A 13,879-nucleotide genomic window follows, 5' to 3' on the forward strand; every position below is an offset into this window, starting at 1 on the left:
ATTCTTCGACCGGTACAACCACATGTCCGGCCAGTTCACCTCGATCGAGGCGATGTGGAACCCGGAAAGCCTGAAGCCGATCTATGTGAACCTCGATGTCGCTGAGGATGGGCGCACCCGGCAGGTAAGCAACGACTTCCTGCAGGTCACCGACCCGGATATCGCGCAGTATCTTCTGAACATTCGCTACCGCCAGAACCGCAAGGGCGGCACGGCGACGCTGCCCGTCAGCCGCCGCGTCGGCATGAAGGTGCAGGAAGGCGAGTGGATCACCTGGCGCGGCAAGACGTGGATGATCACGCAATGGTCGCTCGACGAGCGCTTCTGCGTGACGCTGAAGCTCTCCGAGACCGGCGCCGATATCTACGACGACGAGGACATCGAGCCCGGCCCGATCGTCATTCCGCCGACGGCTCCGCTCAATCCGTCGCTGCTCTCGACCGTGCAGAACTTTGGCGTTGCCGTCGGCCTGCTGACTGGCCCTGACGGCACGGAATACCCGACGCTGCAGTTCACCTGGACGCCGCCGGATGATCCGTCGATCGTCGCCGTGCGCTTCGAGTATTTCGATGGGGTCGACCCCACAGGCAAGACCATCCAGAAATGGCGCTGCGACCAGCCGGAAGAGGGAACGGATGAAACCGGCACCAACATCGTGCCGGGCTCGCCATACTCGGCCCGTGCCACGATCGTCACGCAGCCGGATCGCCTGAAGACCTGGACGCCATGGGTGACTACTTCCGGCAGCACCGCGCCGGTCTACCTGCCGGGCATGGTGGAGGAGCTGAACGAGCGCTTCGAAGACTTCGAAGACTTCATGGGCGCCGAGATCGACGATCTGGAAAACCAGATTGAGGCGGAGACGGACGCCCGCGTCACGCAGATCCTCGAAGAGCAGGAGCAGCGCGTTGCCGAGACGCATCTTCTCGCCGGCCGCTATCGCGCGCTGATCGATGAAGTCGGGGCTGTTCGCGACCTCCTCGCCAATGCCAGTTTCGAGGGCTACCAGCACGTCGAGCAGCTTCGCACGCTGCTGACGGCGCGTGTCAACGACGTCTATGCCGAGTTCGACCAGCGCATCGTCGTCGCGACCGGCGACAATAGCGGGCTGGTGCAGCGACTGACGCGGCTGGAAACCGGCAATTCGACGCTGACGGCGCTTGTCGGGCAAATCGAGACGGCATCCGTCGACGGGCTTGCCGCGCTTGCCCAGCAGATCGCGCTGCTTTCGGTCGGCACGCTGAACCAGTTCGACCCGGCGCAGCTGTGGAACTTCGTTTCGACCGTCGAGGGATGGACCGGCAACGGCACGCCGACGTTCGATGCCTCCGGCGCCCTCCGACCGGCCGATCAGGCGAGCACGCCCTATGTGGTTTCGCCGACGGGCCTTGCCATCCAGGCCACCGCCTACCGGCAGGTGCGTGCCCGCGTCCGCAAGGTCGGAACGCCGACATGGGTCGGGTATGCATGGTGGAAGACGACCACCGACACGACATGGGACAGCGGCCGGCGCACCACGATTTCCGAACCGTCCTATGATGGGAACGGCTATGGCGTCATCACCTTTCAGATGGACTGGTCGAACACGATCGATTCCATCCGCATTGACCTTTCGACCGCGCAGTCGCCCAGCAACTATTTCCTTATCGACTGGGTCGGCATCGGCAGCCCGTCGCCGGGTGCATCGCGCGCGGAACTGCTGGCGGAGCGCACGGCGCGCATCTCGGCCGATGATGCGCAGGCGAGCGACATCACCGTCTTGCAGGCGGCGATCAACAGCCCGACGACCGGCCTCAATGCCCTGTCGACAGCGGTGAACGCCATCGACACCCGCGTCGAGCTCACCGAAGATGGCCTCACGGCTTTTGGTGCGGTGCTGGGCAGTCTGGAAACGGAGATCGAAGGCAAGGCCTCAATCGAGAGTGTGCAGGCGCTTGAGAACGATATCGAGGCACTGGATGCTGGCGGCGTATCGAGCCTCGGCAAGGCGGTGACGTCGATCCGCAATGAACTGTTGCCGATGGCCTCGCAGCTGATGGAGCAGGGCTTCCAGCAGTTCCTTGCGAATATCGAGAACAAGAAGATCGTCGCGGATGTGTCGCAGTCGCTGACGACGCTGATCGAGCAGACGAACGACAATCTTTCCGTCGTCAGCACCGCGCTGACGAAGACGCAGGCGGAGCTTCCGAACCTCGCCAAGGTGAGTGCAGTTCAGGGTCTCGACAGCCGGCTTACCGCCAACGAACTGCTGACCGCCGCGGCTGGCACGGCGTTCACGCAAGTGAAAGCGGAACTGGGCTGGGATGACGGTCAGCCAAGCGGCTCGCGGGCGACGGCCTTAAGCATTCTCAAGGCGGATGTTGCCATTTCCTTTGGTATGGCATCCGCGAAGAACCGGACGTTCAGGCAACCGACGGCCCCGGCCAACCCCAGTGGTGGATATGCATTGCAGGCCGGCGATCTTTGGACCGACACGGCAAACGACAACCTGACAAAACGGTGGAATGGCTCGGGGTGGGTCGATGTCACCGACGCGCGCGTCTCCTCTTCGGCGGCGGCGATCACGTCCATCCAGTCCGAACTTGGATGGGATGATGCGCAACCGGGCGGGGGCAAGGCTACGGGGCTCTCCGTCATCCGTACCGACGTGACGAACGTCGTCGCCGTGGCTGATGCGAAGAACAAGATATATCGCAGTTCCACTCAGCCTACAGGCACGACAGCTATCCCTATACGCGCTGGGGATGTTTGGTTTGACATCGCGAACGGAAACCTCGCCAAACGTTACGATGGGACAACGTGGGTCGCGGTAGCTGACACACGTATCCAAGCCACTGCGGACCTGGTGGACAGCATCTCTGCGACAGTCAATGGCAACTCTGCGGGCGCCCGGTTCCGCATGACGACTATCGCCGGACCCAGCGGCTATGCTCGGATTGCGGCGCGGGCCAAGTACACTTCGTCGGGCGTCGAGCGCGGCGCTGGCTTCTATATCGATGTTCCCTCCGATGAGAGCCAAGACAGTGTCTTCCTCATCGACGCTGATCAATTCGCTGTTCGCAACGGAAGCAACCGAGACAAGCCATTCGTCGTTTCCGGCGGCCAGGTCATCATGAACGTCGCCAATATCGGGACGGTCAATGCCGGCGTGCTGCAAAGCCTCAACGGCAAGATGCGGATCGACCTCAATGCCGGCACGATCAGGATATCGTCATGACCGAAGTCCTGATCGGCAAGGACAGCACTGGTGTCGCCTGCGTGAAGATCACGAAGGGCGCTTATGACCCCATCACGACGAGCGATGAGCGGCGGGAACGGTTTTACTTTAGCTCGAAATGGACGAACCAGCTTTCAACGCCCGAACTCGACGAGTGTCCTTACGTGGTCTGGGGAGGTTCGAGCCCGCGTTATGTGAAAAGCCCGGCCTCCGCCTCTGCATCGACCTTTGGCCTCATGCGTATCGATTCGGATAATCGCTTTGAGGAATCGACATACTACGTGCGGGGCACCGTTCGATATCCCGATGTCCGCTATAGTATGCCTGTCTTTGACCTTCTCCCGATATGGCGCAGCAATGATCGGTATCGAGGACGCAATATGCGGGAGAGAACGTACGGAGCCAGTTACGGCCCGGCCGGCGTTCTGGGTGGTTTTAACGGTACAGGTGGTACCGGAACCTGGTCGCGACGGATGGAGGTCAGCGATGGCGGCGCCCCTGTGAACCTCGATTACGGCATCGCCTTCAGTTCCAGCGCTTACAACTCGAACGACCAAGACTCCGGATACAACCACGTCCTCATCGTCTACAATCTGCCCGGCAACAACACCGCGCTGGACGGGCCAGCCCTGCCGTCACCAAACCCGGAAGGCAAGGAAACGGTTCTGATTTCGTCGACGCAATGCAAGGTGGCGAAGCCCGGCTATGATGTCGATGTGGCGACGCCCTCGCAGCTCGCGTTCGATGCGACAGGTCGCCCGCTCAACGTCATCGCTGCGGCGGACATCGCGATTCCGCTGGGTGCATCTTCGTTCAATGTCGGCATCACCCTCCCGGCCCTCACGGCGATCGACATGTCGTGCTACGACGCGTCGGCGAGCGAGATCCACTATCCGATGAAGCTGTCGGATGGGAATTCGAACTATGGCGTGGAGTACTGGACCGATGGTTCGCTGATCCGCTTCAACAACACGAAGAAGGCCTGCCGCGCCCGGTTCATCGTCTATGGCTACGACCCTCTCGGGCCGTCGAGTGGGGCGAACGATGTGCTCCGGCAGTTCGACGAGGGCGGGGAAAACGTCACACAGTTCCTGCGGCCCGGTGCGGCTTCCAATCCGCGCTTCAGCGACATCATTCTCGACAGCCGTCGCCCGGTCATCCAGATCCTGGCCGATGGATATTTCTCGGTTCCGACCCATACCGGGAGCCTCGCCGCGCCGACGGCAACGACCGTTTCCTACGACGCGGCCGGCTTCTTCCCTTACGTCAAATACATGACGGTGCATGGCTCGGGCCTGACAGAAGAAATCCGCGCGCCGCGCGTCAACCGCCGCTTCCAGAACAGCCTTTCCGATGGGGGGCTTTCCGGCGACGGCTCCTACTGCAGATATAGCCAGACGGAAGCGACGTTCTACACGGCGAAGGGCCGGCCCCGCTACACCTTTTACAGGGAGGCCGGCGGCGGCGAGATCGTCAACGTCATGGATGAAAAGCCCATGGTCGGCATCCGCTGGTTCGTCCTCGGCATTCCGCTCCCCTGAAGGAACTCACATGCGAATCTCTGTCGAAAAGCGCACGCGCGGCCATGCCGCGTGGCAACGAACCGTCGATGCCGGCCAACGGGTGACCGTCCTGCTCGACGGCGTGGTGCAGATGCATTGCCTGATGGCCGACGACAAGACGGGCGAGATCAAGCGCCAGGTCGCCGATGCGCGCGGCCAGCTGATCGAAGACCCGGAAACCGGAGACGTCTCGACCGAACTCGTCACCGGCAAGGTCACAATCATCGTTTCCGGCGCGCGATAGCGGGCCTTCCTCCCAAGCAGAACGAGGGAAATCCCATGACCACCATCAATATTCATCCTGCGGTAGCCCTGCAGGAGGACGCGGCCCTTATCGACTTCCTGAAGGATCGCAATCTGAAACTGGCGCATTTGGCGCGCGAGCAGGGCACTTTGCTCTCAGCGCTTGGTCAGGAACGCGATGGCCTGCTGGCGCGCGTCTCCGATCTGGAAGCGAAGGTCATCAAGCTGGCGACGGACCAGAAGAAGCGCCGGCCGCGCCCGAAAAAGCCGGAAGCGGAGGGCTGATCCATGGCGCTCCCTTCCAGCTACAATACCGGCACAGCCTCGATCGCCAACGGCAGCACCGCCGTCGTCGGCGTTGGCGGCACGTCCTGGCTGACCAGCGGCGCGCAAGCCGGCGACATCTTCGTTGCCGGCGGATTGCAAGCCGAAATCCTGTCGGTGAACAGCAACACCAGCATTACGCTCGCCGAGGCATGGCCGGGTGCAACGCGGGCATCGGACAGCTATCGCATCCGTTTCGTCGGCGACATGACGCGCGGGCTGACGGCCATGAATGCCGTCTTGTCCAGTATCACCAACGGCATCCTCTATGCCTTCTCGCTGCTCGCCTCGGCGGCCAACAAGATCGCCTACTTCACCGGCGCCGGCACGATGGCGCTGGCTGACTTCACGGCGCATGCCCGCGCCTTCACCGCGCTCTCCGGTGGCGCCGGGAAATTCTTCCGGTCGACCGGCGCCAATACCGGCGTGATGCAGGATATCGTCGGTACGGTGGCGCAGGCGAGCGGCGTCCCGACGGGTGCGATCGTGGAATACGGGTCGAACGCCAACGGGGAATATATCCGCTGGGCTGACGGCACGCAGATGTGCTTCAAGACCGTGACCGGTCTCGGGCCGATCAGCACCGCGGTCGGCAGCGTGTTTGTTTCGGGCAACATCGCGCTTGGCACCATGGCCGCCGCCTTCGTCTCGCCACCGCGGCGCATGGCCTTTTCGCGGGAACCGGGCGGCGCCCAGTGCTGGCTTGGCTCCAGCAGCTCGCCGCAGACCTCGACGGATGGCGGTGGTGTCATCCTCTACCGACCGGCGACGAGCAGCGCGACGACCTATGTCGTCGATGCCGTATGGGTTGGCAGGTGGTTCTGATGAAGATCATTCTCTCTCCCTTCCGTCCGCTGGAAGACGCGGCATTCGAGCTTTCGAAGGTCGGAGACGTCATCACGATCAACGGCATCGCGCTGGACTTCGGCCCACTCGCCGACGGGGCGATGCTGGAACCTGAAGCGATCGACAGTGCGTTCATCGCTGGCCCTGTCCGGCGGGTCGACGGGGCGCTGGAACTGTGCATCCTTGTTCCGATGCCGGCGAAGCCGACGCCGGAACAGGCGAACCCGGCGCCGCTGATCAACCCTGATGACGGCGTGTTGATGTCCATCCCCATGCCCTCGTTGTCGCAGGAGGCCGCACCTTGACCCGGATCGATTTCTCAAAAGCGGTTTCGGCCGAGCAGCAGGAAGAGGCGCGTCGGGCCGGGCTCGTATCGACCTATGGCACGGCGGTGCAGGAGTTCGTCGACGCGAAGGCGCGGGAACGAGGGTATGATTCCGTCCTCTCGGCAATCTCGTACCGGGGCGATGCCAATCCGCAGTTTGCCGCGGAAGCCGAAGCGCTGTTTACATGGCGATCGGCGGTCTGGACGTTTGCCACGGCGGAACTTGCCAAGGCCGTTGCCGGCGAGCGCGGCATACCGCCGATCGATGCGTTTCTTGGCGAGTTGCCGAACTTTATCTGGCCGGAGGGTTAAAATGGACACGAATGAATTCACCGATTGGGCCAATGATCAAGTCGGCGCCATCGAGAACTCCGACGACTGGTGTGACGTGCGCGAACAGATCGAGCGCATCGTCTTCAAGGCCTTCCTTCTCGGTCAGGGTGCGCCGAGGAGCATCATCGATGTTGTCGGCGAATATGCCGCCGACATGGCCCGCATGCGCGAAGATCTCTCTGTCGCGCGCCGATTTGCCGATACGGGCGGAAGCCTGTCCACGATCGCCGATGCTGTCACGCGGCTGCACGATCGCGTCGACAAAATTCAGTCCGACCTTGCTGGCGTGGCGGCGGCCCAGTCGGCGTCGGCAGCGGATGGATCGCAGGCGCGGACCTTGATTGCAGAAGTCGCATCGATCAGGGATCACCTCAATAAGATCGACATGAGCGCTTGGCTCGAAAAACGCTAATCGCCGGCATCGCCTCAACTCGAACCGGCCTGTGGAGTGAAAACATGACCGACGTTGGACCCACGATACTTATCCCTCGAGAGGCCGAGCCTGTGGTCAGGTCGGTCGCTGAGGCGATATTCAACGCGTACCGTCGTTTTCTGGAGGCTGAGTGGGACTCTGAAGCTTCCAGGGAGGGTCACTCAGTAGACCCTGACTACGCAGAGCTCTATGTAGCGGATCGGCTTCCTCCGGAGATTGCGCAATACATGCCGAAAAGGCCGTGAGGGAATTCACCACGCCTCGCGCTGCTGTCGCGGCACCTGAAAAATCTGCCGGGGTCCAAATCTCTGCGCCGACGTTAGCATAGATCTCAAAGGCTTCGGTGAACCGGCCCTCGACTATCAGCCACTTTGCTTTTTCCTCGATGCCGCCAACCTGACGGGCCGATATTCTCAACGCGGCCCCGGGATGGTCGCTGCTCCTTGCCCATATTCCATGACCGAAGCTATCGCGGATTTCCCACGTATCTTCGATCGGCCGCCTAATCGCCGCAAACGTATCAAGATCCAAGGTGCGATCAGCGGTTCGAAGCGCGGTTTCAACCGCACCAAGAAGCTGCTTATGCCCCCTGAAGGACGCTAGGAGTGCGGTGATAACCCGAGTATCTCCTCCGACCAGGCTCTTGAGGATGGTTGAGAGTTGTCGCTCCGCCTCCGCAATGTAGGCAATGGTCAGACCGATGCTTGATGCGAATGCTGGATGATCAAGTAAGACATCTGGCCCAAACGCTACGTTGAAATGCTCGGTCGGGGCGCCTGTCTTTTGGGGCGCAGGGATCGTGATCATGCTCGCGCGTAGCCTCTGTCTCTTTGCAATGTCGATAGAACCACCCGCTCGATCGGGTGTCGAGTCTCAACCAAAGGAACCCCCATGACCACGACCCTGCAGGTGCAGGAGCGCTTGATTGCGCTCGGCTACTATGTCGGCCCGAAAGGCGCCGACGGTGACTACGGCCCCGGAACGATCGGCGGCATATTGTCGGCGCTTGAAGACCTTGAGCGCCTTCTCTCTGCCGAAAAGAAAGGGAGCAATGTTTTCCGACAGGATGCGCAACCGCTCGATACACCCGAACTTCCGCTTCGCGTCGGTGACTTGTGGATTGCGCCGTCCAGAGGAAATCGGACCAAGCAGTGGGACGGCGCGTCATGGGCGGATTTCCCGTCCATCGTCGAAGCGCCAGCACAGTCCGGACTTACGACAAGCCCATCCGGCCGGAAGGCCCTAACCCAGCGCGAAGGCAACGTCCTGACGGCCTACCAGGACAGCATCGGTATCTGGACGATCGGAGTTGGCCACACCAGCGCCGCTGGCCTTCCGAGTGTTGCCAAAGGCCTGAAGATCACGGCTGCGGAAAGCGACGAGATCCTGTCGCGCGACCTCAAGACCTTCGAAGCTGGCGTTCGCGCGGCCGTCAAGGTGCCGTTGAACCAGAACGAGTTCGACGCGCTCGTATCGCTCGCCTTCAACATTGGCGTCGGCGCGTTCTCGAAATCCACCCTCGTCAAAAAGCTCAATGCCGGTGACCGCGCCGGTGCGGCCGATCAGTTCCTCGTCTGGAATAAGGCGGGCGGCAAGACGCTCAAAGGCCTCACCACGCGCCGCCAGGCCGAGCGCAAACAGTTTCTCTCCTGAAAGGATCTCCCATGTTCGAAAAGCTTCTCTCCCCGCTGACGACGGCCCGCCCGATCGGGACTGTCATCCGCGATATGTTCGTGGCGCTCGGCGCCATCCTCTCGATCGTCGGCGCCCTGGGGCTGCTCACCGAGGAACAGGTTGCTGCCATCCGGCAGCAGATCGAAATCCTCTCCGGCCAGGCGCCGGCACTGGTGATGGCTTTCGGCGTGCTCGTGGCGGCGGTCACCTCCATCCTGCGAACGCTCAAGTTCTCCAGCTCGGACAAGGCGGCTGAAGTGGCGCAGCAAGTCGACAAGAAAATCCCGCCGAACGTGGCGGTACACATCCCGACACCTGGCGCTGCGCCGGATATCGTTGTGATGCCGAAATAGCGGCGGTGTCATGCAGCCAGACCTCATCAAGGACATCACATCACCCTATCTGTCCAATGGCCTTATCGGGGCGACGTGCCTCCTGCTGATGTATGTCTGCGGCAAGCTCTGGAACAAGCTGGAAAGCGAACGGCAGGCACACAAGGTGGAGTTGGCTGCGAAGGACGCCGTGATCAAGGAAATCTATGACGAGCGCGTCGCTGAAGCGAAGCTCGGCTACACCTTCGCCACCGATTACAAGAACCAGAACGATGCACTCCTGGCGGCGCTCCGCGGAAAGGGGACGGCATGAAAAGGTTGTTGAGCCGATTCTTCGGCGGAGAAACTCGACCCGTAACGCACCTGACCGTGGCACCGGCTGCGCGCGACGCGAACGCAGAGGCGATCATCAAACACCACCGAACCCGAGCTGCTGAAGTGACGATGGTGGCGAACCGCACTTCCTGGGCTATCCGCCGGCAACTGGCGGAAAATGTACTCAGCATAATTTCTGGAGATCAAGCATGATCCGGACCATCACGCCCAACCGTGCCGTCGTCTTCGCCGTCCTTGCGTTCCTGGCTTACTGGATTGCGGCTCTGTTCGTACCGAGCCTGATACTTCGCGACGTCTTCAATTCTCTTGCCTTCGGAACCGCGATCATCATCACTTTTACGTGGTGGCCGTCTGCGGTTCGAGCACTCAGGGAGGGCGCCGACAGCGGGGAGTGGCAGCTTATTCTGGCCATCTTCCTCGTGTGGTTCGTGGTGCTGGCGCAGCGGATCTACGTCATCACCTTCAACTGGATGGGCCGTCCTGAAGCATGGTCGCAGGCGCCGATATCGGGGTTCTGGCCGTATTCGTACATGATCGCCGGGCTTCTATTCCTGTCGGCGCCGGGTGTGACCGATGAGAGGATCGGCAGTCGGGCGGTCTGGTCGATCGTCATGGCGGTCGCGATCGGCTCGCTGATCGCCGGCATTCTCATCGGCGCATCTATTTCGACGGTAGGCTGACATGGACCTCTCCCTCCCTCTCAGTCTGATGTCGGTAGCAGCCCTAGGAGCAACTGCGCTTTCGAGGGGCCGGCCTATTAGCTGCCGCGTTCTGTCGAGCCTGGCGAAGGGGTCGCACCAGCCTGCGACAATCCATCCGCTAGGCCTTGCATGTATATCCGAAGGTTCTTAGCCTCGAGATCCGGATCGGGAAAATCATTAGCCCACTCCGGTTTACGTTCCAGAATATAGTCATTCGCGGCTTTAAGCAGGACGCTTAGATCGAATCTAGCCACACCTCCCGTTTCGAAAAGATATCGCCATTGCTTGAAGGCGTGACGGGAGTTTTTGAGTGCGTCGTATAGTGTTAACGATGACGTCTGGCCAGTCACGGCGGCCAGTGCCCTTGCTCCCTCAATGTCATATGAGTCGTCCCACTTCTTCTGTAATATTCGTTTAGCCTCGTCGCTTAGACGTGAGAAGAGGCTGTCGAACTCGTGTTCGCGAGGTATTTTCCTGTCCTCGATCTTCAAGATGCACTTAAGCATAAGCTCTAGCGCAAATGCTGAAGTGACCACTTCGGGCGAAAATGCTCTGCGACTAAGTGTCTGTAAGTAGCAATTGGCGACGTAATATTGCCTGGCTATAAGGAACATGCTCCGAGCGTCGTTGGCGAACGTTTGCATCTGCAACTCCCATCAAAATGTAGGACCTGCGTTGCAATTTACACCAAAGGTTGCAGAATGCTAACCAGCCACGGAAGATTAGGGCCGGATAAACACATCCGCCTCTTCGGCCGCATTCAAGAAGGCCTGCCGCGCCTCGGCGGGCCTGACCTTCCCTTCCATGACAGCCAAGCATGTTCGTAGCGCCGCCTCGTAGGCTGGCCCGGCCGTGACCGGCCACCTCTCCATCAATGCTCTTGCTGCCTCAGCGGTGCTGGTCACGGTCCAGTATTTCCCGAGAGTGGCAGTCTCGAACGTAATCGGCTCTCCCCACATTCCGTTATCCATCGCAGACCTCACGCGAAACAAAGAGCCCCGCACGAGGCGGGGCAAAGGCTGAACCTAGAAAGTGGCGGGTGAGGAACGATCGTCCCAGCGATTTGTTCCTCAGAGCGAGTTGATGATCGGCGCCGGCCGCTCGGTGAACTTCGAGCTATTGATATCCCTGCTGACGCGGTGGAACTGCATCTGGCCGTCAAGGTGATGACCGAGGATGCCCTTGAGGTTTCCAACGGGCGTTGCCGGATTGAGCCAGGCATCAAAAACGCTCGGGTCGAGAATGATCGGCATCCGGTCGTGGATCTGGCTAATGGGCGCCACCGCCGGCCCTGTAATGATCGTGCAGCTCGTGACGTCCAACTTCGTGTTGTGCGCCCAGAGGCCAGCGAATGCGTAGGGCGCGCCGCCGGGCATCTGGATCAGCCACGGGTCTTTGCCGCCGTCGTCTGCCTTCGTCCATTCATAGAACCCGTCGGCCGGGATAAGACAGCGGCGCGCCTTGAACGCATCCCGGAATGCCGGCGAACTGTCTACGGTCTCGATGCGGGCATTGAACATCGCCGCCTTGGGCATCTCCTTGGCCCAGTGTGGCACCAACCACCAGCGGCCGTCATCGACGGTCTGCTCGCCGGCGTCATCCAGGCGCACGAACGGCACGGTCTGCGTCGGCGCCACATTGAAGCGCGCCTCGGTGTTTCGGGATTTGATGTTGTCGGTTAGGCGGTAAAGCGCAACCAGTTCGCGCCATGGCAGCATTTGCGTGAAGCGTCCGCACATAGTTCCTCGGCTACAGCTTGATCTTGCGGATAGAGGCGGCCACCTGCTCGTTGCACTGCATCGCCAGGATGTGGTGGTCCGCCAAGGAAGCGATCGCCACGCAGGCCTCGCCCTCATCCCATCCTGCCTGAATTGCCTTCCAGATCAACTCCTGAAACGCGGCTTCAAGCTCCTGCTCGCAGAGCAAAAACCTGTCCTCGTTGCGTTCGTAAGAGCTTGGTCCCCGAATTGCCATGGCCGCCTCCAGTGCCCGGAGATAGGGCGACGGCGCCGACCGGCAAGATGTCGCGCTATCGGGTAGAGCCGGGCTGCTGGTATGGATAATGCTCCCAGCACCACCAGCGCGGCGGCACTGCCTTGGACGGCATGTAACCAAACCCTCCCCAGACCTTGCACCCAGGGTGTTCGCACAGGTGCTCGACGATCCTGCCGGCCGCCTGCTTTGCTTTACTCTCGTCTGCCATGTCGGCGGTGTAGGTGAGTCTCGACATGGTGTCACCGCCTCCGTCGCCGCTTTGGGTAGATCACTGGCTTAGGGAAGGGGCCGATAAACGTGTTCGGGATGCCGCGGGCAACGTTTTTATCGTTGCCTCTAGGGCTTACGATGCATTGCCCCTTCTGGCCACATTGACTGCATCGAAAGACCCGGCCTATGGCGCGCCCATCTGGCGGTAGCGTCGTCAGGTCCAGTTCGACCGAGCGACCGCACGGTGGGCAGTACACCGTGAAGCACATATCGTCGGCGATCATGCCCGCCCATGTGTCGTTAGATTTTGGGTACTTGCTCTCAGACATGCGGCATCCTCATCCGAAGGCCGCATTCCTTCGTTCTCTATGTGTTCACGTTCCCCTGCTGGGTAAATGAAGCGGAGAGGATGGAGAGTCAAGAGCCTCGTTAGAGCTGGTTGTACCAGCCACCCCATCGCCACGCCCCTCTGTCCCTTGGTGGGATGGAGGGGCTTTTTTTGCGTTCCATCATGGCTCAAACGCGACAAAAGCGTTTTGCAAATCTCATTTTGTTCTATTGATTTTGATGGTAGTTAAGGCAGCCGTTTGCGAGCGATACGCAATGAAATCAACAAGCTTGTGTGATTTTAAGTCTCTTGCGTCTACCAGTTTCGCCACGCCCGCTTGGCTTGCTTTTCAGATGGTTAGAAGAAAACGTCAAGATAATGTTTTGCCGCGTTTTGCTTTGCGAGACATCGCTCGACCCGGCGGGTGTCGTCGCAACCATCCTTCCGAACTCGTTACCCAAGCGCGTTAGCGACCTGTCCGATATCCGCACTAAACCGGCGTGATTCAGCTATATGGGTCACCATCAGGCCGTTCAGGGTTTTCCGTCCCGATTTGTCCCGCCGCTGCCAAGTCCCTTCAGAAAATGGCAGAAATCGGTTTGCGTTTGCACCTCACTCCACCAAAGCGGATCTTCTCTCCAGCTTCCGGTGCCCAAGTGACTACGCCATTTTTCTTCCAACGGGGCGGAGGCTCCTCCCGAACGAGAGGCTGGTCAAATACTCCCACTAAATCAGCTTGTGGATCGTTTGCCCGAAAGACAGCATGAGGTACGAGCATCAGAACGATGCAAAGATGTCTTGGAGGTGACTTGAGCGCACCAACCAGCGATCCGCTGTACTCTATGTTCGGCAGTTCTGTCGCCTGATTGATATCTTTTGCGGCACGATTTGCTCAGCGCAAATTTGCGATTCTGCTAGGGGCGAGGGCTGTCACAGGATGAAGTCGCCCTTGACGAGATCGATGGTCTTGTCGAGGCGAAGCGCGAAATCGGCCTTGCCGTCGCCATCCACGTCGCCGTA

Annotated in this window: 18 protein-coding genes; 13 read left to right on the forward strand and 5 right to left on the reverse strand. The window is 60.5% G+C overall.

Translation table 11 applies throughout. From position 1 onward, the window contains the following. Nucleotides 1-22 precede the first annotated feature (22 nt). From MUU55_RS11455 to MUU55_RS11490, 8 genes are read left to right on the forward strand one after another with little or no spacing between them, the layout of a single operon-like run. Entirely contained in the window at nucleotides 23-3,217 is a 3,195-nt protein-coding gene (locus tag MUU55_RS11455) for a phage tail tip fiber protein (RefSeq protein ID WP_244760859.1), read from the forward strand. After that, entirely contained in the window at nucleotides 3,214-4,758 is a 1,545-nt protein-coding gene (locus MUU55_RS11460) for a hypothetical protein (protein WP_244760860.1), read from the forward strand. The genes MUU55_RS11455 and MUU55_RS11460 overlap by 4 nt, the downstream gene beginning before the upstream one ends. A 10-nt stretch (nucleotides 4,759-4,768) precedes the next feature. Next, on the forward strand, nucleotides 4,769-5,023 hold the full coding sequence (locus MUU55_RS11465) for a hypothetical protein (RefSeq protein WP_244760861.1): 255 nt from the start codon (nucleotides 4,769-4,771) through the stop codon (nucleotides 5,021-5,023). Nucleotides 5,024-5,058: 35 nt separating this feature from the next. Beyond that, nucleotides 5,059-5,307 (forward strand): hypothetical protein, encoded by a 249-nt coding sequence (locus MUU55_RS11470; RefSeq protein WP_244760862.1) that lies wholly within the window; start codon nucleotides 5,059-5,061, stop codon nucleotides 5,305-5,307. 3 nt (nucleotides 5,308-5,310) lie between these two features. Then, a complete protein-coding gene (locus tag MUU55_RS11475) occupies nucleotides 5,311-6,171 on the forward strand; it encodes a hypothetical protein (RefSeq protein ID WP_244760863.1) in 861 nt (286 codons plus the stop codon). Next, nucleotides 6,171-6,497, forward strand: a complete 327-nt coding sequence (locus MUU55_RS11480; RefSeq protein ID WP_244760864.1) for a hypothetical protein — start codon at nucleotides 6,171-6,173, stop codon at nucleotides 6,495-6,497. Before MUU55_RS11475 ends, MUU55_RS11480 begins: the two co-directional genes overlap by 1 nt. Continuing rightward, nucleotides 6,494-6,829 (forward strand): hypothetical protein, encoded by a 336-nt coding sequence (locus MUU55_RS11485; protein ID WP_244760865.1) that lies wholly within the window; start codon nucleotides 6,494-6,496, stop codon nucleotides 6,827-6,829. Before MUU55_RS11480 ends, MUU55_RS11485 begins: the two co-directional genes overlap by 4 nt. Before the next feature lies 1 nt (nucleotide 6,830). Further along, on the forward strand, nucleotides 6,831-7,262 hold the full coding sequence (locus MUU55_RS11490; RefSeq protein ID WP_244760866.1) for a hypothetical protein: 432 nt from the start codon (nucleotides 6,831-6,833) through the stop codon (nucleotides 7,260-7,262). A 120-nt stretch (nucleotides 7,263-7,382) separates the two neighbouring features. Here MUU55_RS11490 and MUU55_RS11495 read toward each other — a convergent pair whose 3' ends face one another. Next, entirely contained in the window at nucleotides 7,383-8,090 is a 708-nt protein-coding gene (locus tag MUU55_RS11495) for a hypothetical protein (protein WP_244760867.1), read from the reverse strand. A gap of 84 nt (nucleotides 8,091-8,174) precedes the next feature. Between MUU55_RS11495 and MUU55_RS11500 the strand changes: the two genes are divergently transcribed. The 5 genes from MUU55_RS11500 to MUU55_RS11520 are packed head-to-tail and all read left to right on the forward strand — an operon-like array spanning nucleotide 8,175 to nucleotide 10,305. After that, entirely contained in the window at nucleotides 8,175-8,936 is a 762-nt protein-coding gene (locus MUU55_RS11500) for a lysozyme (protein WP_244760868.1), read from the forward strand. 11 nt (nucleotides 8,937-8,947) lie between these two features. Next, the gene (locus MUU55_RS11505; protein ID WP_244760869.1) at nucleotides 8,948-9,310 is read left to right on the forward strand and encodes a hypothetical protein; all 363 of its coding nucleotides are present in this window, start codon (nucleotides 8,948-8,950) and stop codon (nucleotides 9,308-9,310) included. A gap of 10 nt (nucleotides 9,311-9,320) precedes the next feature. Further along, the gene (locus MUU55_RS11510) at nucleotides 9,321-9,602 is read left to right on the forward strand and encodes a hypothetical protein (RefSeq protein WP_244760870.1); all 282 of its coding nucleotides are present in this window, start codon (nucleotides 9,321-9,323) and stop codon (nucleotides 9,600-9,602) included. Continuing rightward, a complete protein-coding gene (locus tag MUU55_RS11515) occupies nucleotides 9,599-9,817 on the forward strand; it encodes a hypothetical protein (protein ID WP_244760871.1) in 219 nt (72 codons plus the stop codon). Before MUU55_RS11510 ends, MUU55_RS11515 begins: the two co-directional genes overlap by 4 nt. Continuing rightward, nucleotides 9,814-10,305, forward strand: a complete 492-nt coding sequence (locus MUU55_RS11520) for a hypothetical protein (RefSeq protein WP_244760872.1) — start codon at nucleotides 9,814-9,816, stop codon at nucleotides 10,303-10,305. Before MUU55_RS11515 ends, MUU55_RS11520 begins: the two co-directional genes overlap by 4 nt. Nucleotides 10,306-10,382: 77 nt before the next feature. Here MUU55_RS11520 and MUU55_RS11525 read toward each other — a convergent pair whose 3' ends face one another. The 4 genes from MUU55_RS11525 to MUU55_RS11540 form a co-directional block, all read right to left on the reverse strand. Further along, nucleotides 10,383-10,970 carry a hypothetical protein gene (locus MUU55_RS11525; RefSeq protein ID WP_244760873.1) on the reverse strand — a complete coding sequence of 196 codons (588 nt, stop codon included), beginning with the start codon at nucleotides 10,968-10,970 and terminating at the stop codon, nucleotides 10,383-10,385. Nucleotides 10,971-11,048: 78 nt separating this feature from the next. Continuing rightward, entirely contained in the window at nucleotides 11,049-11,297 is a 249-nt protein-coding gene (locus MUU55_RS11530; RefSeq protein ID WP_342346053.1) for a DUF982 domain-containing protein, read from the reverse strand. Nucleotides 11,298-11,396: 99 nt separating this feature from the next. After that, a complete protein-coding gene (locus tag MUU55_RS11535; protein WP_244760874.1) occupies nucleotides 11,397-12,065 on the reverse strand; it encodes an SOS response-associated peptidase in 669 nt (222 codons plus the stop codon). Nucleotides 12,066-12,075: 10 nt separating this feature from the next. Further along, nucleotides 12,076-12,300: a hypothetical protein gene (locus MUU55_RS11540; protein WP_244760875.1), complete on the reverse strand. Its 225-nt coding sequence runs from the start codon at nucleotides 12,298-12,300 to the stop codon at nucleotides 12,076-12,078. Nucleotides 12,301-13,879: the final 1,579 nt, after the last annotated feature.

This window comes from Shinella curvata, assembly GCF_022899935.1.
GTDB classification, from domain to species: domain Bacteria; phylum Pseudomonadota; class Alphaproteobacteria; order Rhizobiales; family Rhizobiaceae; genus Shinella; species Shinella curvata.

Bases quoted from the DNA above. Each gene is read 5' to 3' on its own strand.
- MUU55_RS11480 (WP_244760864.1), top strand. From the start codon at position 6,171: ATGAAGATCATTCTCTCTCCCTTCCGTCCGCTGGAAGACGCGGCATTC.
- MUU55_RS11510 (WP_244760870.1), top strand. From the start codon at position 9,321: ATGCAGCCAGACCTCATCAAGGACATCACATCACCCTATCTGTCCAAT.
- MUU55_RS11490 (WP_244760866.1), top strand. From the start codon at position 6,831: ATGGACACGAATGAATTCACCGATTGGGCCAATGATCAAGTCGGCGCC.
- MUU55_RS11525 (WP_244760873.1), bottom strand. From the start codon at position 10,970: ATGCAAACGTTCGCCAACGACGCTCGGAGCATGTTCCTTATAGCCAGG.
- MUU55_RS11495 (WP_244760867.1), bottom strand. From the start codon at position 8,090: ATGATCACGATCCCTGCGCCCCAAAAGACAGGCGCCCCGACCGAGCAT.
- MUU55_RS11460 (WP_244760860.1), top strand. From the start codon at position 3,214: ATGACCGAAGTCCTGATCGGCAAGGACAGCACTGGTGTCGCCTGCGTG.
- MUU55_RS11515 (WP_244760871.1), top strand. From the start codon at position 9,599: ATGAAAAGGTTGTTGAGCCGATTCTTCGGCGGAGAAACTCGACCCGTA.
- MUU55_RS11505 (WP_244760869.1), top strand. From the start codon at position 8,948: ATGTTCGAAAAGCTTCTCTCCCCGCTGACGACGGCCCGCCCGATCGGG.
- MUU55_RS11465 (WP_244760861.1), top strand. From the start codon at position 4,769: ATGCGAATCTCTGTCGAAAAGCGCACGCGCGGCCATGCCGCGTGGCAA.
- MUU55_RS11535 (WP_244760874.1), bottom strand. From the start codon at position 12,065: ATGTGCGGACGCTTCACGCAAATGCTGCCATGGCGCGAACTGGTTGCG.
- MUU55_RS11455 (WP_244760859.1), top strand. From the start codon at position 23: ATGTCCGGCCAGTTCACCTCGATCGAGGCGATGTGGAACCCGGAAAGC.
- MUU55_RS11530 (WP_342346053.1), bottom strand. From the start codon at position 11,297: ATGGATAACGGAATGTGGGGAGAGCCGATTACGTTCGAGACTGCCACT.
- MUU55_RS11500 (WP_244760868.1), top strand. From the start codon at position 8,175: ATGACCACGACCCTGCAGGTGCAGGAGCGCTTGATTGCGCTCGGCTAC.
- MUU55_RS11475 (WP_244760863.1), top strand. From the start codon at position 5,311: ATGGCGCTCCCTTCCAGCTACAATACCGGCACAGCCTCGATCGCCAAC.
- MUU55_RS11520 (WP_244760872.1), top strand. From the start codon at position 9,814: ATGATCCGGACCATCACGCCCAACCGTGCCGTCGTCTTCGCCGTCCTT.
- MUU55_RS11470 (WP_244760862.1), top strand. From the start codon at position 5,059: ATGACCACCATCAATATTCATCCTGCGGTAGCCCTGCAGGAGGACGCG.
- MUU55_RS11540 (WP_244760875.1), bottom strand. From the start codon at position 12,300: ATGGCAATTCGGGGACCAAGCTCTTACGAACGCAACGAGGACAGGTTT.